Raw genomic sequence first — 19,569 nt, forward strand, 5'->3', positions numbered from 1 at the left:
CTTCCTATTTGTCCTGAGAGCCCTGAACGAGCCCGATGAATTCGTTGAGTTCCTGGATTGCGGCGTCGATGTCGTGCTTCTGCCGTTCGAGGAGATCCACACGCGCGCGACAGCGTTCGATGGTGACCGCGCGCTGGGTCGAACGGCCGTCGCCGACGTCGTATAGGTCGATCATCTCGCGGATCTCGCTGAGCGAGAAACCCACCCGCTTGCCCCGCAGGATCCACGCCAGGCGGGCACGGTCCCGATGCGAGTAGATGCGCTGCGTTCCGCGCCGTTCGGGGGCGATCAGCCCCTCGTCCTCGTAGAAGCGCAGCGCCCGGGCGGTGACATCGAACTCGGACGACAGGTCCGAGATCGAGAACCATTCCCGGTCGGGCCGCGGTTCGATCGCGGCATAGGCAGCACCAGGGGCACCGGCAGTCGACATGCCGCTGGAGGTAGTTGACGTTTACGGGAGCGTCAAGACGCGCAGAGCAGCCGTCCGTCGCGGCTGCGCAACGTCGCGGCTTCCGAAGCAGAGGCGCTGAGCTGCTCCACCTCCAGCGCGGTCAGCGTCGCGCGGTCCGTGCAGAGCCGCGCGCAGCCGGCCGGCAGCGTGGCCGGAAAGAACAGCCGCTCGCCGTCGAACTCGGCCTCCACCGTGCAGTTCGGGAAAACGATCGTCAGCCGCTCGCCCGAGCGGGTGCCGGTGCCGGCCGCCGAACAACCCTGCCGCTCATCGAAGTCGACGGAAACGCCGACCCGCCACTTGTCGCCTTGCGGAACCACACACAGCCGGTCGGTGTCGCGGGCATAGAGGCCGGTCAACGACGCTTTCCGGGGATCGGCGACGATGCCGGCCGCAACCGCCGCCTCTTCCAGTCCCGGCGTCGCCGGCGTCGCCTGCGGCGTCGCTTCGCGCGAACAGGCGGCCAGCAGCAGCAAGGCGGCAGCCGCCCCTCTCATTCGGCAGGCGCGAGACGGTCGCCGTCGATGCGGCGGAAAAAGCACGATCGCGCGCCGGTATGGCAGGCGGGGCCGACCGGATCGACCAGCAGCCACACCGCATCCTGATCGCAATCTATACGCGCCTCCGCCACGCGCAGCACGTTGCCGGACGTCTCGCCCTTCTTCCACAACCGGCCGCGGCTGCGCGACCAGAAGGTCGCCTCCCCGCTCGCCAGCGTCGCGGCAAGCGCCTCGGCGTTCATGTGCGCCACCATCAGCACCTCGCCGGTGCCGCGATCCGTCGCCACGGCGGTGACGAGGCCATTGGCGTCGTATCGGGGATTGAGGGTCAGGCCCTGGTCGCGTGCATCGGTCACCCGTGCCGTTTAGCGCCGGGTGGACGCCCGCGCTACTTGTGGTCGCGGATGGCGTGTTCGAGCTGCGCCTTGTTCATCCTGGAGCGGCCCTCGATGCCGATCTTCCTGGCTTCCTCGTACAGGTCCTGCCGGCTGCGATCCTCCAGATGGGTGGATCGGTGCTGCAACGAGCCGTTCGCCCTGGCATTGGCGATGCGGGCGGCCTTCTCCTTCGAATTACCCTGCTTGCGCAGGTCCTCGTAGAGCTTCTCGTCCTTGATCTGCGACCCGTGATCCCTCGCCATTCTCGCCTCCTGTTGGAGGCGCCGAACGCACCGATGCGGTCAATCGATCCCGATTGCGTTACAAACAGGCGACAAACGGACATCGCCTCCCTATATGCCCGCCAGCAACGCGAACCGAGGGCGCCATGCTGACCACGAACCCGCTGGACGACGACAAGCTGCACGAGGAATGCGGCATTTTCGGAGTATATGGCTCCGATGGCGCCGCCGCGCTCGTGGCGCTGGGGCTGCACGCGCTGCAGCACCGCGGCCAGGAAGCCGCGGGGATCACCAGCTATGACGGGCATGATTTCCACACGCATCGTGCGACCGGCCATGTCGCGGGCAATTTCGACCGCGACGACGTGATCGGGTCGCTGCGCGGCCAGATCGCCTGCGGGCACGTCCGCTATGCCACCACCGGCGACACCGCGCTGCGCAACGTTCAGCCGCTCTATGCGGAGCTTGCCTCGGGCGGGTTCGCCATCGCGCACAACGGCAACCTGTCGAACGCGATGCGCCTGCGGCGTGACCTCGTGCGGCGCGGCTCAATCTTCCAGTCGACCAGCGACACCGAGACGATCATCCATCTCGTCGCGACCAGCAGCTACCGCACCTTCGTGGACAAGTTCATCGATGCGCTGAAGCAGGTCGAGGGCGCCTATTCGCTGATCGTGATGACGCCGGAAGGCATGATCGCCTGCCGCGATCCGCTGGGCATCCGGCCGCTGGTGATGGGCAAGCTGGGCGAGTCGATCATCTTCGCGTCGGAGACGGTGGCGCTGGACGTGGTCGGCGCAGAGTTCATCCGCTCGGTGGAGCCGGGCGAGCTGGTGATCGTGAAGGGCCTGGAGGACATCACCTCGCACCGCCCCTTTGCGCCTGTCGCGCCGCGGCCCTGCATCTTCGAATATGTCTATTTCTCGCGGCCGGACTCCATCTCGGAGGAGCGCAGCGTCTATTCGGTACGCAAGGAGATCGGCGCGCAGCTGGCGATCGAGGCGCCGGTGGACGCGGACCTCGTCATCCCCGTGCCCGATTCGGGCGTGCCGGCGGCAATCGGCTATGCTCAGCAATCGGGCATTCCGTTCGAGCTCGGCATCATCCGCTCGCATTATGTCGGCCGCACCTTCATCCAGCCGGGCGACAAGGTGCGCCATCTTGGCGTCAAGCTGAAGCACAATGCCAACCGCGCGCTCATCAAGGGCAAGCGGGTCGTGCTGATCGACGATTCGATCGTGCGCGGCACCACCTCGCTGAAGATCGTGCAGATGATGCGCGAAGCGGGCGCGGCCGAGGTGCACATGCGCATCGCCTCGCCCCCCACCCGCCATTCCTGCTTCTACGGCGTCGACACGCCGGAGCGCGCCAAGCTGCTCGCCGCGAAGCTGGACGTGCCGGGGATGAGCGAGTTCATCCATGCCGACAGCCTGGCCTTCGTGTCGATCGACGGGCTGTACAAGGCGCTGGGCGAGCCGCGCCGTGCGGACATCCGGCCGAGCCATTGCGACGCCTGCTTCACCGGCGATTACCCGACCACGCTGACCGACCAGGACGAGGCGGTCTCGATCGACCAGTTCGCTATGCTGGCCGAACGGGTCGGCTGAGGCTTCTTTTTCCGCCATGCCGGACTTGTTCCGGCATCCACCGTGCGGCAAGCGCCGCGACGCCGGCCTTCGCGGCCAGGTGGACCACGGCACAAGGCCGGGGTGACGACAAGTGGACGTGACAATGACCGATCTTCCCCTTTCGAACCAGCTCGCGCTCGTCACCGGCGCATCGCGCGGGATCGGCGCGGCGACCGCCCGCGCGCTGGCGGCGCAAGGCGCGCACGTGGTCCTCACCGCGCGCGACGCCAAGGCGCTGGAGGCGACCGAGGACGCGATCTTCTCGGCGGGCGGCAGCGCCACCATCGCGCCGCTGGACCTCACGGAAACCGACTCGATCGCCCGCCTTGCCGCGGCGATCTCCGGCCGCTGGCAGGCACTCGACGTGCTGGTGTTGAACGCGGCCACGCTGGGCTCGCTTTCGGCCGTCCCGGCGATCGACGCAAAGGAACTCGCCTCGGTGCTGACCCTCAACGTCAGCGCACAGGCGGCGCTGATCGCCGCGTTCGATCCGATGCTGCGCCAGTCCGCGAACGCCCGGTTGATCGGCATCACCTCCAGCGTCGGTCGCACGCCGCGTGCCTTTTGGGGCCTGTACGGCGCATCCAAGGCCGCGTTCGAGACGCTGGTCGGCGCTTATGGCGACGAGATGGCGAGCATCAGCAAGGTTCGCACCGCGATCGTCGATCCCGGCGCCACGCGCACCAGGATGCGCGAGCGCGCTTTTCCAGGTGAGAATCCCGCCGACGTGAAGGCGCCGGAAATCGTCGGCGATCGCATCGCCGCGCTGGTCGGCGAAGGCTTCGAAACCGGCCATTTCGAGCGGGTGGACTGACGAACGGGCCGGTTTGGCGCGGCGTCAGTCCTTGACCAACGTCACCTGCGCCACGTCGATCCCCCCGCCGCGAAAACCGCCCTCGCAATACATCAGGTAATAGCGCCAGAGCGCCACGAAGCGCGCGTCGAAGCCCGCGGGCAGCGCGCCGACCTCCACCGCCCGGTCGAACGAGACGCGCCAGCGTCGTAGGGTCTCGGCATAATGCAGGCCGAAGCCTTCGCGGTCCTGCCAGCGCAGGCCATGCTCCGCCGCCATCGCCTGGAAACGCGCCTCCGACAGCAGCATGCCGCCGGGGAAGACGTAGCGCTGGATGAAGTCCACCCCCTGCGCATAGGCGGGGAACAGTTCCTCGCGGATCGAGATCAGCTGGATCGCCGCGCGGCCGCCCGGCTTCAGCACGCGCGCGATCGTGGACAGGTAATCGGGCCAATAGGCCTGCCCCACCGCCTCCACCATCTCGATACTGGCCACCGCATCATATTGGCCATCGACGTCGCGATAGTCGGTGAGGCCGAAACTGGCGTTCTGCGCATCGGCCAGCCGCGCTTCCGCATAGGCCTTCTGCTCCGTGGACAAGGTGATGCCATGCACCGCCACCCCGGAGCGCACGGCGGCTTCCGCGAACGATCCCCAGCCGCAACCGATCTCCAGGATCCGCTCGCCGGGCTTTGCGCCGGTGCGGTCCAGGATGGCCTGCAGCTTGCGGCCCTGCGCCGCTTCCAGCGGTTCGTCGGCCGACGCGAAGATCGCGCTGGAATAGGTCATGCCCGCGTCGAGCCAGAGCTCGTAGAACGCATTGCCGAGATCGTAATGCGCGTGGATGTTGTCCCGTGCGCCGGCCCGGTTGTTGCGGTGGCTCCAGTGGAGCAGGCGCTGCACGCCGCGCGCCAGCCCCTTGGCGCGGGCGACCTCCCCCAGGCTGACGCCGTTGCGCATGAACAGGTCGAACAAAGGCACCGGATCGGGGCTGGTCCAGTCCCCCGCCGCCCAGCCCTCGTACCAGCCGACCGAGCCGCTCCGCGCCAGCCGTACCAGGGCGCGCCAGCGGACCACTTCCACCACCACAAGCGGCCCTTCGCCGCGGCCGCCCAGCATCCGGCGGCGGCCATCGGGCAGGATCGCCTCCAGCTCACCGGCTTCCAGCCCGCGGTCGATGCGGTCGAGCATGCGGTGGAACAGCGGCGCCAGCGCACGCAGCGGATCGGCGCCGCGCGGCGAGGAGGACCGGACGGGCGCGGCTTCGTTCATCCACGCCCGTTTACCGCGGGCGTCCGTCAAGTCTACCGGGCTTTGCGCCCTGCCTCCAAGGCGCGGGCACGAGCCTCGCGGTGGCCGATGATCTTGGGCGGGTAGTCGGCAGGGCGGCAGCCGGCCTCGTCCGGATCGTGGATCGCCGGGTCTGGCACGTTCGCCAGTTCGGGAACCCAGCGGCGGATATAGTCGCCGGCGCCGAACTTCTCCGACTGGGCCAGCGGGGCCATGATCCGTCCCCACATGTTCGCATCCACCCCGCTGCCGGCGATCCATTGCCAGTTGACCGCGTTGTTGCCGTAATCGGCATCGATCAACGTGTCCCAGAACCAGCGCTCGCCCTCGCGCCACTCGATCAGCAGGTGCTTCACCAGGAACGAGGCGGCGATCATCCGCACGCGGTTGTGCATCCAGCCGCTGACCCATAGCTGGCGCATGCCGGCGTCGACGATCGGGTAGCCGGTCCGACCCTGCTTCCACGCGGCAAGGTCCGCCTCCGCCGCCCGACCTGTCCGAAACGGGAAGTGCTCGAACCGGGCGCGGCCGGGCCTGGTGCCATAATCCGGCAGCGCGAGCACCAGCCCCTGCGTGAAGTCGCGCCAGGCCAGCTCCTTGCGGAACTTGTCGGCATCCGCCCGCCCCTCCACCGCGGCCCAGATCCGGCGCGGGGAGATCTCGCCGAAATGGAGGTGCGGCGAGAGGCGGGAGGTGCCTTGCCGGGCCGGCAGGTTGCGCTCCTTTTCATAGACATCCACCTGAAGCGCGAACGACTCGGCCTTGCGCAGCGCCTCTTCCTCGCCGGGCGTCCAATCCTCCCCGAACGCCGCGGCCCAGTTCGGCCGGGTGGGCAGCAGCCTCCATTCCTCCAGCGTGTCGCTTGCCGGCCATGTCTCAGGCGCGGGGACATGCTCCGGGGCGGCGTGCGGCGCTTCGGGCGGCAGATGGGCGGCCAGCGCCTTCCAGAAGCTGCCATAGATGCGGAACGGCGCGCCGGCCGCCGTTGTCACCCGCTCGGGCGGCGCGAGATGGTTGCCGTCGTGCAGGCACAGCCGGTCGCCCAGCGCACGCTCGGCATCGCGCCACCAGGGCTCGTAATGGCGCAGGGCATGGATAACCGTAGCGCCGGTCTCCGCCGCCAGGTCGCGCAGGACCTGCGCGCAGGCACCACGCCGCAGGATCAGGCGGGACCCGCGCTCGCGCAGCCGCTCGTCCAGCGCGGCAAGGCTGCCATGCAGCCACCAGCGTTGCGCCCCGCCGATCCGCCACTCGCCCGGCGTCTCGTCGTCCAGAACATAAACGGGGATCACCGCCCCTTCCTCCACGGCAGCCAGCAAGGCCGGATGGTCGGACAGGCGAAGGTCCTGGCGAAGCCACAGAAGCGAGGTCATCGCGCCGACTACTCGCCAACCGCGCGCCGGTTCCTCCCTCCGCTCGCTTGCGCCGCAACCATCGGCAAGTGGGCGGCTCCATCCTTCTCTCAGGAGGCGCGGCTAACCATAGGAAATCACACGTTTGTCCCAAGCGGTTGCGACGATGTTGCGCCGGCAAAGCGCCGCGCGAGCGTGACGATCGTGGCGACGTGCCGCCGCGCCACCGGCTCCATGTCGGCGCCGTACCCGCCGCCCACCGTGCTCGCCAGCGGCACGCCGCGCGCAAGCGCCAGATCGGCAACCAGCATGTCGCGCCGCGCCAGCCCCGCTTCGCTCAGCGCAAGGCGGCCCAACCTGTCGCCGGCAAACGGATCGACCCCGGCCTGGTAGAGGATGAGATCGGGCGCGAACCGACCCAACAAAGGCTCCAGCGTCTCGCCCAGGATCGCGCAATAGCCATCATCCCCCACTCCGTCCGCCAGCGGCACGTCCAGCGTGGAGCGCGCTTTGCGGGCGGGGAAGTTCTTCTCGGCATGGATCGAATAGGTCGCGATCTCCGGTCGCCCCGCGGTCAGCGCGGCGGTTCCGTCGCCCTGGTGCACGTCGCAATCGACGATCAGCACGCGCCGTGCCGAGCCCTCCTCCACCAGCCGCACGGCCGCGGCGGCAAGGTCGTTGAACACGCAAAAGCCCGCCCCGGTCTCGGCCAGCGCATGATGGCTGCCGCCCGCCGTGTTGGCCGCATAGCCATGTTCCAGCGCCTCGACCGCCGCGCGCCAGGTGCCGCCCGGCACCGCCTGGGCGCGTCGCGCGACCGCGGGCGTCACCGGAAAGCCGATGCGCCGCTCCTTGGCGCGGGGCACCCGTGCCTCCAGCACTTCGGCGACGTAATCGGGATCGTGCACCGCCTCCAGCCAGCGGACCGGCATCGGCTCCGGCACGATCCAGCGTGCCTCGGGCAGCGCCTCGCGCAGGAGGTCGCGGATCCAGCCGTTCTTGCTCTTGAGCTGCGCGGTGGCGCTGGCAACATCGGTGACGTAATCGGGATGATGGACGAGACGCGGCATCGCCGCCTATCTAGGCGCGGCCAAGCCGACCTGCCAGGAGACCCGCCGATGACCGAGCCTTATGTCCGCCCCGACGTGGCAGCGCTGCTTGCCAACATGGCGGCCTTGCAGGGGCCGAAGATGCACGAGATCGGCGCGCCGGCGGCACGGCAGCTCTATGCGGCCACCAAGGACCTGGTGGACCTGCCGATGGGCACGCTGGCGACCGTGCAGGACCTTGCCGTCCCCGGCCCCGCGGGCACCATCCCGGCAAAACTGTTCGACGTGCGCCCGCACCGCCAGCCGGGGCCGCTGGTCGTGTTCTATCATGGCGGCGGCTTCGTGATCGGCAATGTCGAGACGCATGCCAGCTTCTGCGCGGAGGTGAGCCGGCAGCTCGACCTGCCGGTCGTCTCGGTGGAGTACCGCCTCGCGCCCGAGCATCCCTGGCCCGCGGCACCCGACGATGCGGAAGCGGCCGCGCGCTGGCTGGCCGGCAGTCCGGCGGAGCTCGGCCGTGCGGTCACCTCGCTTGTGGTCATGGGGGACAGTGCGGGCGGCAATCTCGCGATCGTCACCGCTCTCGCCTTGCGCGACGCGCCCGCCGCGGTGCCGATCGTGGCGCAGATGCCGCTCTACCCGGCGACCGACTGGACGCGCGACTATCCCAGCTACGACCTGTTCCGCGACGGCTTCCTCCTGACCCACGATTCCATGCAGTGGTTCAGCACCTCCTATGCCTCCGATCCGCAGCACCCGCGCACCTCGCCGCTCGTCGCCGATCTCGCCGGACTGCCGCCCGCGGTGGTCGTCACCGCCAGCCTCGACCCGATACGCGACCAGGGCCGGGCCTATGCCGCCGGGCTGATCCGGGCCGGCGTCGCAACCGTCTACCGAGAGGCGCTGGGCAACATTCATGGCTTCATCACGCTGCGCCGGGCGATCCCGTCGGCCGCGGCCGATGTGTCGGTGGCACTCGCCGCGCTGAAGGACATGATCGTCGAGGCCGAGGGGCAGCGCGTGATGGAGCAGGCAGCATGACGAACCCGGCCGATCTCCCCTATCGCCCCTGCGCCGGCGTCATGCTGCTGAACCGCGAGGGACAGGTCTTCGTGGGACAGCGGCTCGATTCCACGCTGGAGGCCTGGCAGATGCCGCAAGGTGGCATCGATCCCGGCGAGGACGCACGAACCGCCGCCCTTCGCGAGCTGGGCGAGGAGACGGGCATCGCTCCCGATCTGGTGGAGCTGATCGCCGAGGCGCCGGACGAGCTGTTCTACGACCTGCCCGACGAACTCGTCGGCAAGGTGTGGAAGGGCAAGTGGCGTGGCCAGCGGCAGCGCTGGTTCCTGTTCCGCTTTCACGGCGCGGACGGCGACGTGCGCATCGACACGCCGCATCCGGAGTTCCGCGCCTGGCGCTGGCTGGAGCCTTCGGCGCTGCCGGACGTGATCGTGCCGTTCAAGCGCAAGCTCTACCAGGATGTGCTGGCCGCCTTTGCCGCGCATCTGCCGGGGTGAGCCAGCGGCGAAGCGATGGTGCGGCGCGGCGGGACGGGTTCAAAAAGCGGTGCGGCTGCGATATGTCGGCGGCATGGGCAAGCTTCTGATCCTCGCGCTGGCGGTGCCGGCGCTGCTCGCCAATGCCGATCCCGTGACCCCGGCGCCCGCACCGGCCGCGGCGCAGGATGCGCCCGAGATCCCGACCACGATCCGCGCCATGCTCGACGCCGCGATCGCCGCCGGCAATGACGGCGAGGTCAGCACCATCGTCAAATATGCGCGGGTCGTCGATCCGGGCAGCGCGGACGAAGTCGCCAAGCTGGCCGATGCATGGCGCAAGGAACGCCAGACCCGCCACGATTTCACCATCCGCGAGGCCGGCTTCTTCGACCTGTGGACCGGCAAGGTGGAGCTTGGCGGCTACATTACGACCGGCAACACGGAGAACAAGGGCCTGACGGGTGTGCTCGCCCTGACGCGGGAGTCGGTGCGCTGGCGCCACAAGATCACCGCCCAGGCGGACTATCAGGAAAGCCTGGGTGTCACCAACCGCGAACATTACCTCGCTGCCTACGAGCCGAACTTCAAGTTCTCGCGGCTGGGCTACGTCTATGGCGCGGCGCAATATGAGAGCGACAAGTTCCTGGGCTATTACAACCGTTATTCGGCGTCGCTCGGCGCCGGATACAGCGCGATCAAGCAGCCGAACCTGACGCTGGACGTGGAGCTTGGGCCGGCGTTCCGTTCCACCGAGTTCACCGACGAAACCAGCGAAAGCAGCATCGCCGGGCGCGGATCGGTGAACATGAACTGGAAGCTGACGCCCTCCGTCTCCTTCGCGCAGAACGCCTCTGCCTATGTGCAGCAGTTCAATTCGACGGTGAGCAGCACCAGTTCGCTCAGCGCCAAGCTCTTCGGTCCGCTCGCCGCCCGGATTTCCTACGCCGTGCAATATGAAAGCGAGCCGCCGGAAGGGCGCCGCACCACCGACACGACCGGGCGCGCCTCGCTCGTCTACAGCTTCTAGCGGCCGATCCCGCGGGGAAGGACGGGGTTCACCCTTCCCGTCCGGCCCGCTAGGGTCGCGGCATGGCCCTGACCTCGACCGAAGCCGCCGCCGCCGAGCACGCCTCCGCCGCCCCGATGCTCGCCCAGGTGCAGGAGTGGGTCGCCGTGAACTCCGGCACCGGCAATCTCGCGGGATTGGCGGCGATGGCCGAACTGCTGGCGGACAGCTTTTCTCCCCTGCCCGGCGACCTCCACCTGCGCGACCCCGCCCCGGCATCGCAGGTCCGCGCCGATGGCGGGCTTGCGGAGGTGACGCACGGGCGGCATCTCCACCTGAAGGTGCGGCCGGAAGCGCCGGTGCAGGTGCTGCTGACCGGGCACATGGATACCGTGTACCCGGCGGACCATTTCTTTCAGGCCGCCCGGTGGCGCTCCGATGGCGCGCTGAACGCGCCGGGAGCGGCCGACATGAAGGGCGGCCTTGCGTTGATGCGCGCGGCGCTGGGCGCGGTGGAAGCGAGCCCTTTGGCGACGCGGATCGGGTATGAGGTGGTCCTCAACTCGGACGAGGAGACCGGCTCCTTCTCCTCCGCCGCGCTGCTGGCGGAGGCTGCGCGCGGCAAGGCGGCGGCGCTCACCTATGAGCCCGCGCTGGCGGACGGCACCCTGGCAGGGGCGCGCGGCGGCACCGGCAACTTCTCGCTGGTGGTGCGCGGGCGCAGCGCCCATGCCGGCCGCAATCCGGAAGACGGGCGCAACGCGATCGTCGCGGCCGCCGCGCTCGCGGTACGGCTCGCCGAGGCAGGCGGGCCGGACCTGTCGGTCAATCCCGCCCGCATCGAGGGCGGCGGTCCGAACAATGTGGTTCCTGACCTGGCCGTGCTGCGGGTCAACTTCCGCCCGCGAAGCGCCGCCGCCATCGCGCGGGCGGACGCACTGATCGATGCTCTCCTCAACGACGTTGCAAGCACTTACGAGGTGAAGGTGGAACGACACGGCAGCTTCAATCGACCGCCCAAGCCGATCGACCCGGGCGCGGGCCGGTTGTTCGAGACCGTGCGTGCCGCCGGCGCCGACCTCGGCATCCCCATCGCCTGGAAGGATACGGGCGGCGTGTGTGACGGCAACAACATCGCTGCCTGCGGCGTGCCCGTGGTCGATACGATGGGCGCGCGCGGCGGGGCGATCCATTCGGTTGACGAGTTCCTGATCGTGGAAAGCCTGCCCGAGCGCGCGGCGCTCTCCGCCGTCACGTTGCTGCGCCTGGCAGCGGGAGCGGCGCTGTGACCTTCTGCATCCGCGCCGCAACCGATGCCGACCTGCCGTTCCTCTACGAGATGGCCAAGCTCACCGGCGGCGGGTTCACCAATCTTCCGCCCGACCGCAAGGCCTTGCGGGCAAAGCTTGACCGCAGCCATGAGGCCTTCGCGCGGACCGACGGGCCGATCACCGACGAGGCATTCGTGCTGGTGCTGGAGAACACCGCCACCGGCGAGGTGCGCGGCACCTGCCAGCTGTTCACCCAGGTCGGGCAGCGCCATCCCTTCTACAGCTATCGGCTGGGCACGCTGACCCAGCATTCCGCCGCGCTCAGCCGCACGTTTCGCGCCGAGATGCTGTCCCTGTGCACCGACCTGGAGGGATGCAGCGAGGTGGGCGGGCTTTTCCTCCATCCGGGCGAGCGCGCGGGCGGCCTCGGGCTGCTGCTGGCGCGCAGCCGCTACCTCTTCATCCGCCAGCACCGGGCGCGCTTTGCCGATCGCATCCTGGCCGAGTTGCGCGGGGTGATCGACGAAAGCGGCGGCTCGCCGTTCTGGGACGGCCTGGCGGGGCGGTTCTTCGCGATGAATTTCCAGGAAGCCGACGAGTTCAACGCGATCAACGGCCACCAGTTCATCGCCGACCTCTTCCCCAAGCACCCGATCTATACCGCAATGCTGACCGAAAGCGCCCGCGCGGTGATCGGCATGCCTCATCCCAGCGGGCGGGCGGCGATGCGAATGCTGGAAAACGAGGGTTTTGCCCACGATTCCTATGTCGACATCTTCGACGGCGGGCCGACCATGACGGCACGCACCAGCAGCGTGCGGACGATCCGCGAGGCGCAGACCGGCCCGCTGCTGCAACTCCACGAAGAAGGCGAGGAAGCGCTGATTGCCACCGGCGAGCTGGCCGGCTTCCGCTGCTGCCTCGGTCGGGCGCGCCCCTCCGCCGAGGGGGTGACGATCGATGCCGCCTCCGCCGCGGCGCTGCAGGTCCAGACCGGCGCAACCGTCACGCATGTGGCGCGCGTCTGATGCAGGAGGAGATCAACTTCGACGGCATTGTCGGCCCGACGCACAATTTCGCCGGGCTGAGCCCGGGCAATCTCGCCGCCACCAGCAATGCCGGGCGCATCGCCTTTCCCCGAGCCGCGGCGCTGGAGGGGATTGCCAAGATGCGCGCCAACCTCGCGCTCGGCCTGCGGCAGGGGATCCTGCTGCCCCATCCGCGGCCGGACCATCGCTGGCTGGCGGCGCTCGGCACGGCGCACGACACTGCTCCGTCCCATCTGCGGGCACAGGCAATGTCCGCGTCCGCCATGTGGGCGGCGAATGCGGCGACCGTGTCGCCGGCGCCCGACACGGCCGATGGGCGTTGCCACCTGTCCGTTGCCAACCTCGTCACGCTTCCCCATCGCAGCCACGAATGGCCGGCCACTCTGGCGCAACTGCGCCTCGCCTTCGCCGATCCCGGCTTCGCGGTGCACGCGCCCGTGCCGGCCCCGTTCGGCGATGAAGGTGCCGCCAACCACATGCGGCTTTGCGCCGGGCATGAGGAGCCTGGCGTCGAGGTCTTCGTCTACGGCACGGCCGGCGGGCCTTACCCGGTGCGCCAGCATCGCGAGGCGAGCGCGGCGGTCGCGCGGCGGCACGGGCTCGACCCTGCGCGCACCCTTTTCGCCGAGCAATCCGCAGCGGCGATCGCGGCGGGGGCGTTCCACAATGACGTGGTGGCGGTGGCGAACGAGCGGGTGCTGTTTGCCCACGAACAGGCCTTTGCCGACCGCGAGGACCTCCATGCGGCACTGCGCCGCCTGCTGCCCGAGGTGGAGATCATCGAAGTGCCGGCCGCCCGGGTGAGCCTGGCCGACGCGATCGCCTCCTACCTCTTCAACGCGCAACTCGTCTCGCTGCCGGGCGGCGGCATGGCGCTGGTTCTGCCCGGCGAGGCGAAGGACAATCCGGCGGTATGGAGCTGGCTGGAGGAACTGGTGGCGGGCAACGGCCCGATCCGGCGGCTGGAGGTGGTCGACGTGCGCCAGTCCATGGCCAATGGCGGCGGCCCGGCCTGTCTGCGGCTGCGGGTGGTGTGCGATCCGGCGACGGTGGACCCGCGCTTCCTCGTGGACGAGGACAAGCTCGACGGGATCGCCGCGGTGATTGCCGCCGAATGGCCGGAAAGCATCGCACCGGCGGATCTCTCCGACCCGCAGCTGATCGCGCGCGCCGAACGGGCACGAGCGGCCCTGCTGGAGACGATCGGCACTGTCGAGTTAATTGACAGTTAACCACGGGAGCCGGGTGATGAGTGGCGGAAATCCGCCGATGGCCCGGCTCTTGCGTCGGACACGGGCATGTGGACCCGTTTCGCCCGCCTGTTCGTCATCAAGACCAAGTTCGAGGCTTTCCTCGTCATCTATGGCCTGGGCACCGGCGCCGTGGAGCGAGGCATTCATTACCTCCACCAATATCCGGGCTGGGGCGGCAAGATGCTGTTCGCGGTCACGCCGGTCGCCGTGTTCATGGCCGGCGCGCGCATTCTCGATTCGCTGGAGCGCGCGCGGGAGGAGTGAGCTTTTGCGGGCAACAGGATAAGTTCGTCGCGCGCCGCCGCGGCATGCCTATCTGGGCAGCATGAACCTTTCTCATCTCCAGCGGCTCGAGGCGGAGAGCATTCACATCCTGCGCGAGGTCGTCGCCGAGGCGGAGCGGCCGGTGATGCTCTATTCGATTGGCAAGGATTCGGCGGTGATGCTGCATCTTGCCCGCAAGGCCTTCTTCCCGGCCCCGCCGCCCTTCCCGCTCCTGCATGTCGACACGACATGGAAGTTCCGGGACATGTACGCCCTTCGCGAGCGGGCGGCGCGGCAGGCCGGCATGGAACTGATCGTGCACCGCAATCCGGAAGCGGAAGCGCAGGGGATCAACCCGTTCGACCATGGCTCGCTGCATACGGACATGTGGAAGACCGAGGGGCTGAAACAGGCGCTGGCGCTGCACGGCTTCGATGCCGCGTTCGGCGGCGCCCGGCGCGACGAGGAGAAGAGCCGGGCGAAGGAGCGGATCTTCTCCTTCCGCACCGCCGCGCAACGCTGGGACCCGAAGAACCAGCGGCCGGAGCTGTGGCGGCTCTACAATGCGCGCAAGGCCAAGGGCGAGAGCATGCGCGTGTTCCCCCTGTCGAACTGGACCGAACTCGACATCTGGCAATATATTTTGGCCGAGGGGATCGAGATCGTGCCGCTCTATCTCGCCGCGCCGCGCCCCACCGTGGAGCGCGACGGCATGCTGCTGATGGTGGACGACGACCGCTTCCGGCTGGAGCCCGGGGAGAAGCCGGTGGAACGCTCGATCCGCTTCCGCACGCTCGGCTGCTACCCGCTGACCGGCGCGGTGGAGAGCGAGGCGACCACGCTGCCGCAGGTGATCCAGGAGATGCTGCTGACCACCACCAGCGAGCGACAGGGCCGCGCGATCGACCATGACCAGTCGGCCAGCATGGAGAAGAAGAAGGCGGAGGGATATTTCTGATGGCACCCGAGCTTTCTGCCGCCCCCGCCTACACGCCCGACGCGCTGATCGCCGAGGATATCGAGACCTATCTCGACCTGCATCAGCGCAAGACCATGCTGCGCTTCCTGACCTGCGGATCGGTGGACGACGGCAAGTCCACGCTGATCGGGCGGCTGCTGTACGACACCAAGATGATCTTCGAGGATCAGCTTTCCGCGCTGGAGGCGGACAGCCGGCGCGTGGGCACGCAGGGCGGCGCCCTCGACTTCGCCCTGCTGGTGGACGGGCTTGCCGCCGAGCGCGAGCAGGGCATCACCATCGACGTCGCGTATCGCTTCTTCGCGACGGAGAAGCGCAAGTTCATCGTCGCCGACACGCCCGGCCACGAACAATATACCCGCAACATGGTGACCGGCGCGTCCACGGCGGATGCGGCGGTGATCCTGATCGATGCGCGCAAGGGCGTGCTGACCCAGACGCGGCGGCATTCGTTCCTCGTCCACCTGCTCGGCATCCGGCACATCGTGCTGGCGGTGAACAAGATGGACCTGGTCGGCTATGGCGAAGGCACCTTCGACGCGATCGTCGACGAGTACCGGGCGTTTGCGGACTCGATCGGGATCGAGCGCTTCCAGGCCATTCCGCTGTCCGGACTCGCCGGCGACAATATCGCGGGCCGTTCCGCGGCGATGGACTGGTATGCCGGCGCTGCCCTGCTGGAGCATCTGGAGCAGATCGATCTGGCACAGGACGGGCCGGCCGCGGAGCCGTTGCGCATGCCGGTGCAATGGGTGAACCGCCCGGACCTGAACTTCCGCGGCTTTGCCGGGCTGATCGCGCGCGGCACGGTGAGGCCGGGGGACGCGGTGCGCATCCTGCCATCGGGCCGCACCACCACCGTGTCGCGGATCGTGACGTTCGATGGCGACCTGCCGCGGGCGGGCGCGGGCCAGTCGGTGACGCTGACCCTGGCCGACGAGGTGGATTGCTCGCGCGGGGACGTGATCGCCGCCGCCGCCGCGCCGCCGCAGGCCGCCGAACAGTTCGAGGCGACGCTCGTCTGGATGGGCGAGGCCGAGATGCTGCCGGGCCGCGCCTATTGGCTGAAGCTCGGCACCCAGACGGTGAGCGCCACCGTGCAGCCGCCGGAATATGCGATCGACGTGAACACGCTGGCCGAGCTGTCGGTGAAGACGCTGGGGCTGAACGACATCGGCGTGGCACAGCTGTTCACCGACCGGCCGCTGGTGTTCGAACCCTATGCTATCTCGGCCGACCTCGGCGGGTTCATCCTGATCGACAAGGTGACCAACGCCACCGTCGCGGCGGGCATGCTGAAGGGCGCGCTGCGGCGGGCGCAGAACGTGCACTGGCAGGCGGTGGACATCACGCGCGAGGCGCATGCCGCGCAGAAGGGGCAGAAACCGAAGCTGCTGTGGTTCACCGGGCTTTCCGGATCGGGCAAGTCGACGGTCGCCAATCTCGTGGAGCAGAAGCTGCATGCCATGGGGCGGCATACCTTCCTGCTGGACGGCGATAACGTGCGCCATGGCCTCAACAAGGATCTGGGCTTTACCGATGCCGACCGGATCGAGAATATCCGCCGGGTGGGCGAAGTCGCCCGGCTGATGACGGATGCGGGGCTGATCGTGCTCACTGCCTTTATCTCGCCCTTCCACGCCGAGCGGGAGATGGTGCGCGCGATGCTGCCGGAAGGCGAGTTCGTGGAGATCTTCATCGACACGCCGCTGGAGGTGGCGGAGCGGCGCGACGTGAAGGGGCTCTACGCCAAGGCACGACGGGGCGAGATCGCCAACTTCACCGGCATCTCCAGCCCGTATGAGGCGCCCGAACGACCCGACATCCGCATCGACACCACGCGCGAAACGCCCGAGCAGGCGGCCGAGCGGATCGCCGAGCATATCCTGGGCGTGTGGAGCCCGGACCTGTGACGCCGCTCGCCAATCCCGCGCTCAGCGATGCCGAGCTTGCCCGCGAAGTGGCGATCCAGGCGGCGCGGTTGCTCCGCGACCTGTGCGCCGGCGGAACCTGCGACGGCAAGGAGCTGGGCGACCGCGGCGACAGCGAGGCCAATGCGCTGATCCTCGCCCTGCTGCACGAAGCGCGACCCGACGATTTCGTGCTGTCGGAGGAGGCCGCGGACGATCCGGCGCGTTGCGGCGCGCGGCGGGTGTGGATCGTCGATCCGCTGGACGGCACGCGCGAGTTCTGTGACCGGCGCGAGGACTGGGCGGTGCATATCGGCCTGGCGATCGACGGCACGGCGGAGACGGGCGCGGTGGCATTGCCGGCGAGCGGCCAGGTGTTCGCCAGCGACGATGCCGCGGTGCCCCCGCCGCCCCTGCCCGAGCGGCCGCGCATCGTGGTCAGCCGCTCGCGCACCCCGCCGCTGGCGCTCGCGGTGGCGGAGGCGCTCGGCGGGGAGCTGGTGCCGATGGGCTCCGCAGGGGCCAAGGCGATGGCGGTGGTGGATGGCCAGGCGGAAATCTACCTGCACGCCGGCGGGCAGTACGAATGGGACAATTGCGCGCCCGTCGCCGTCGCCCGCGCTGCCGGGCTGCATTGCTCGCGCATCGACGGCGCGTCGCTGGTCTACAACCGTGCGGACCCGCTGCTGCCGGACCTGCTGATCTGCCGCCAGGAATATGCCGCGGCGGTGCTGGCGGCCGTGTCGCAGGTGGAACAATAACCGGGCGGCGGCTATTCGGACGGAGCCATGACCGTTGTTTCCGCATTCCTCTACCATGAAGGCCGCCGCGTCCGCGAAGTGGACATCCACGAGCCCCGGCCCACCGGGGATCGCGACGACTTCGTCTGGATCGGCCTGTTCGAGCCGGACGAGGCCGAACTGCGCATCCTGGAGGAACGCTACGACCTGCACCCGCTGGCGATCGAGGATGCGCTGAAAGCGCACCAGCTGCCCAAGGTGGACATCTATGGCAACCAGCTGTTCGTCGTCGCGCGCACCGCGGCGATGGTGGACGACCATATCGACTATGGCGAGACGGCGGTGTTCGTCGGGCCCAACGCGATCATCACCGTGCGCCACGGATCGGCGCGCAGCCACCACGAGCTGCGCAAGCAGCTGGAGGCCGCGCCCGAGCTGCTGAAGCACGGCGTCGATTATGTCCTGCACGGCATTCTCGACTTCATCGTCGACGGCTACCAGCCGATCATCGACGGGATCGAGGAGGCGGTCGCGGAGATGGAGGGCCACGCGATGAGCGAGCCGCTCGGCCCGGAGGAAACCCGGCGCATCTTCCGCCTGCGCCGCGGCGTGGCGACCTTTGTGCGCAAGGTGGGGCCGATGGGCGAGGTCGCGAACAAGCTGGTCAATCTCGACATGCCCTGCATCGACGTGGACACCCGGCCCTATTTCAAGGACGTGCACGACCATCATCGCCGCGTGGAAGCGATGGCCAACGGCGTGCGGGAGGCGCTGACCGGCGTGTTCGAGATGTCCAACCTGCTGGAGCAACAGCGCCAGAGCGAGATCACGCGGCAGCTGGCCGCCTGGGCGGCGATCCTTGCCGTCCCCACCGCGATCGCCGGCATCTACGGCATGAATTTCGAGCACATGCCCGAACTGCACTGGCGCTACGGCTATCCGGCGGTGCTCGCGGTCATCGTGGTCATGTGCGTCGGCCTGTATGCCCGCTTCCGGCAGATGCGCTGGCTTTAGCCCCGACCCCGGCGCGAGCGGGTCGGCAGGACGAGCCGGTCCACGAAGTTGCGGATCTCGATCGAGCGGCGCTCCGGTACCGTGACCTGTTCGTCGAGGCCGAGCTGCCAGGCAAGGTCGCGGCGATCCGGCGCATTGTGCAGCGCCTCGACCATGGCCGCATGCTTCTCCACGGCGTCGCCGTCGCGCGCCAGTTCGTGTTCGATCAGGTCGTCGGACTGGCGACGCAGCGCAGCAGCGACTTCGAACAGGCTGATCTCCGGATGATATTGCACGCCCCAGAACACGCCGTCGCCGCAGCGTATCTCCGCCGCCTGGATGCGGGTGACGGCATTGGAGGCGAGCAAGGTGGCGCCGTCCGGCAGCTCGGCGACCTCATCGGTATGGATGGCGGGCGCATCGAAGACCGGCGGGCGGCCGGCGAGAAGCGGGTGCCCGCTTCCCGGCCCCACGGGATGGAGGCGGCGCGCAAAACCCGCCTCGCGCCGCTCGCCCATCGGCCGCACCGAACCGCCCGCGGCGACCGCGGCCACCTGCAGCCCCGCGCAGGAGCCGAAGGCGGGCGTTCCGGCGGCGAACACGGCGCACATGAACTCGACTACGCGGCGCGTCTCGGGCGCCTCCTTGTAGAGGTGCAGCGGCGAGCCCGTCAGGAACACCGCATCATAGCCGGCCAGCTCCTGGCGCGGCGGCAGCTCGCTGGCGGTGTCGACCGGCTTGATCCGGGTCGTCCGCGCGCCGGGCGCGACCTTGGCCAGCAGCGCGTCGAAGGTTTCGCCGGAGCTGCGCCCGACACTGTCGCGGCGCTTGTTCCGCGCGTCGGCCGGTTCGCTCTCGGCGATGAGGATTTCGAGGGGTGTGGAGGGCACGAGCTGTTCTTTCGAGGGAGCGCGAAGAAC

The 19,569-nt window shown here is 68.9% G+C and carries 21 protein-coding genes; 13 read left to right on the forward strand and 8 right to left on the reverse strand.

Annotation, left to right across the window (positions count from 1 at the left end):
* Window positions 1-4: 4 nt before the first annotated feature.
* Genes DVW87_RS07870 through DVW87_RS07885 form a run of 4 tightly spaced genes read right to left on the reverse strand, consistent with a single transcriptional unit; the run spans window position 5 to window position 1,591 of the window.
* Window positions 5-430, reverse strand: coding sequence for a MerR family transcriptional regulator (locus DVW87_RS07870; protein ID WP_114687256.1), 426 nt, complete (start codon window positions 428-430; stop codon window positions 5-7).
* Between the two features lie 32 nt (window positions 431-462).
* Window positions 463-948, reverse strand: coding sequence for a hypothetical protein (locus DVW87_RS07875; RefSeq protein ID WP_114687257.1), 486 nt, complete (start codon window positions 946-948; stop codon window positions 463-465).
* Complete coding sequence (gene hisI, locus DVW87_RS07880; protein ID WP_114687258.1) at window positions 945-1,307, reverse strand: phosphoribosyl-AMP cyclohydrolase; 363 nt, start codon at window positions 1,305-1,307, stop codon at window positions 945-947. The genes DVW87_RS07875 and hisI overlap by 4 nt, the downstream gene beginning before the upstream one ends.
* A gap of 32 nt (window positions 1,308-1,339) precedes the next feature.
* On the reverse strand, window positions 1,340-1,591 hold the full coding sequence (locus DVW87_RS07885; RefSeq protein WP_114687259.1) for a DUF7218 family protein: 252 nt from the start codon (window positions 1,589-1,591) through the stop codon (window positions 1,340-1,342).
* 125 nt (window positions 1,592-1,716) lie between these two features.
* On the opposite strand from DVW87_RS07885, the gene purF reads away from it, so the two are divergent.
* Both purF and DVW87_RS07895 read left to right on the forward strand, forming a co-directional pair.
* A complete protein-coding gene (purF, locus tag DVW87_RS07890) occupies window positions 1,717-3,177 on the forward strand; it encodes an amidophosphoribosyltransferase (RefSeq protein ID WP_114687260.1) in 1,461 nt (486 codons plus the stop codon).
* A 124-nt stretch (window positions 3,178-3,301) separates the two neighbouring features.
* Window positions 3,302-4,012: an SDR family NAD(P)-dependent oxidoreductase gene (locus tag DVW87_RS07895; RefSeq protein ID WP_114687261.1), complete on the forward strand. Its 711-nt coding sequence runs from the start codon at window positions 3,302-3,304 to the stop codon at window positions 4,010-4,012.
* Between the two features lie 24 nt (window positions 4,013-4,036).
* On the opposite strand, the gene DVW87_RS07900 is transcribed toward DVW87_RS07895, so the two are convergent.
* From DVW87_RS07900 to DVW87_RS07910, 3 genes are all read right to left on the reverse strand, one after another.
* Window positions 4,037-5,263, reverse strand: coding sequence for an SAM-dependent methyltransferase (locus DVW87_RS07900; RefSeq protein ID WP_114687262.1), 1,227 nt, complete (start codon window positions 5,261-5,263; stop codon window positions 4,037-4,039).
* Window positions 5,264-5,295: 32 nt separating this feature from the next.
* Window positions 5,296-6,654: a cryptochrome/photolyase family protein gene (locus DVW87_RS07905; RefSeq protein WP_114687263.1), complete on the reverse strand. Its 1,359-nt coding sequence runs from the start codon at window positions 6,652-6,654 to the stop codon at window positions 5,296-5,298.
* Between the two features lie 116 nt (window positions 6,655-6,770).
* Complete coding sequence (locus tag DVW87_RS07910; protein ID WP_114687264.1) at window positions 6,771-7,703, reverse strand: histone deacetylase family protein; 933 nt, start codon at window positions 7,701-7,703, stop codon at window positions 6,771-6,773.
* A gap of 48 nt (window positions 7,704-7,751) precedes the next feature.
* Here DVW87_RS07910 and DVW87_RS07915 point away from each other — a divergent pair, with 48 nt between their 5' ends.
* The 11 genes from DVW87_RS07915 (at window position 7,752) to DVW87_RS07965 (ending at window position 18,670) form a co-directional block, all read left to right on the forward strand.
* Window positions 7,752-8,723: an alpha/beta hydrolase gene (locus DVW87_RS07915; protein ID WP_114687265.1), complete on the forward strand. Its 972-nt coding sequence runs from the start codon at window positions 7,752-7,754 to the stop codon at window positions 8,721-8,723.
* Window positions 8,720-9,202, forward strand: coding sequence for an RNA pyrophosphohydrolase (locus DVW87_RS07920; protein WP_114687266.1), 483 nt, complete (start codon window positions 8,720-8,722; stop codon window positions 9,200-9,202). Before DVW87_RS07915 ends, DVW87_RS07920 begins: the two co-directional genes overlap by 4 nt.
* Window positions 9,203-9,275: 73 nt before the next feature.
* Window positions 9,276-10,211, forward strand: coding sequence for a DUF481 domain-containing protein (locus DVW87_RS07925; RefSeq protein WP_114688140.1), 936 nt, complete (start codon window positions 9,276-9,278; stop codon window positions 10,209-10,211).
* Window positions 10,212-10,273: 62 nt separating this feature from the next.
* A complete protein-coding gene (locus tag DVW87_RS07930; RefSeq protein ID WP_114687267.1) occupies window positions 10,274-11,479 on the forward strand; it encodes a hydrolase in 1,206 nt (401 codons plus the stop codon).
* Complete coding sequence (locus tag DVW87_RS07935; RefSeq protein WP_114687268.1) at window positions 11,476-12,489, forward strand: arginine N-succinyltransferase; 1,014 nt, start codon at window positions 11,476-11,478, stop codon at window positions 12,487-12,489. The genes DVW87_RS07930 and DVW87_RS07935 overlap by 4 nt, the downstream gene beginning before the upstream one ends.
* Window positions 12,489-13,742 carry an N-succinylarginine dihydrolase gene (locus tag DVW87_RS07940; protein ID WP_114687269.1) on the forward strand — a complete coding sequence of 418 codons (1,254 nt, stop codon included), beginning with the start codon at window positions 12,489-12,491 and terminating at the stop codon, window positions 13,740-13,742. Before DVW87_RS07935 ends, DVW87_RS07940 begins: the two co-directional genes overlap by 1 nt.
* Window positions 13,743-13,808: 66 nt before the next feature.
* Window positions 13,809-14,027, forward strand: a complete 219-nt coding sequence (locus DVW87_RS07945; protein WP_114687270.1) for a hypothetical protein — start codon at window positions 13,809-13,811, stop codon at window positions 14,025-14,027.
* 61 nt (window positions 14,028-14,088) lie between these two features.
* Window positions 14,089-14,985, forward strand: a complete 897-nt coding sequence (gene cysD / locus DVW87_RS07950) for a sulfate adenylyltransferase subunit CysD (protein WP_114687271.1) — start codon at window positions 14,089-14,091, stop codon at window positions 14,983-14,985.
* Window positions 14,985-16,919 carry a sulfate adenylyltransferase subunit CysN gene (gene cysN / locus DVW87_RS07955; protein ID WP_114687272.1) on the forward strand — a complete coding sequence of 645 codons (1,935 nt, stop codon included), beginning with the start codon at window positions 14,985-14,987 and terminating at the stop codon, window positions 16,917-16,919. The genes cysD and cysN overlap by 1 nt, the downstream gene beginning before the upstream one ends.
* Complete coding sequence (locus DVW87_RS07960; RefSeq protein ID WP_114687273.1) at window positions 16,916-17,677, forward strand: 3'(2'),5'-bisphosphate nucleotidase CysQ; 762 nt, start codon at window positions 16,916-16,918, stop codon at window positions 17,675-17,677. Before cysN ends, DVW87_RS07960 begins: the two co-directional genes overlap by 4 nt.
* A gap of 27 nt (window positions 17,678-17,704) precedes the next feature.
* On the forward strand, window positions 17,705-18,670 hold the full coding sequence (locus tag DVW87_RS07965) for a magnesium and cobalt transport protein CorA (protein WP_114687274.1): 966 nt from the start codon (window positions 17,705-17,707) through the stop codon (window positions 18,668-18,670).
* Here the strand turns inward: DVW87_RS07965 and DVW87_RS07970 are convergent.
* Window positions 18,667-19,539 carry a type 1 glutamine amidotransferase gene (locus DVW87_RS07970; protein ID WP_239017821.1) on the reverse strand — a complete coding sequence of 291 codons (873 nt, stop codon included), beginning with the start codon at window positions 19,537-19,539 and terminating at the stop codon, window positions 18,667-18,669. The genes DVW87_RS07965 and DVW87_RS07970 overlap by 4 nt on opposite strands.
* Window positions 19,540-19,569 lie beyond the last annotated feature (30 nt).

The sequence above is a fragment of the Sphingomonas aracearum genome, from assembly GCF_003345355.1.
In the GTDB taxonomy this organism is placed as follows: domain Bacteria; phylum Pseudomonadota; class Alphaproteobacteria; order Sphingomonadales; family Sphingomonadaceae; genus Sphingomonas; species Sphingomonas aracearum.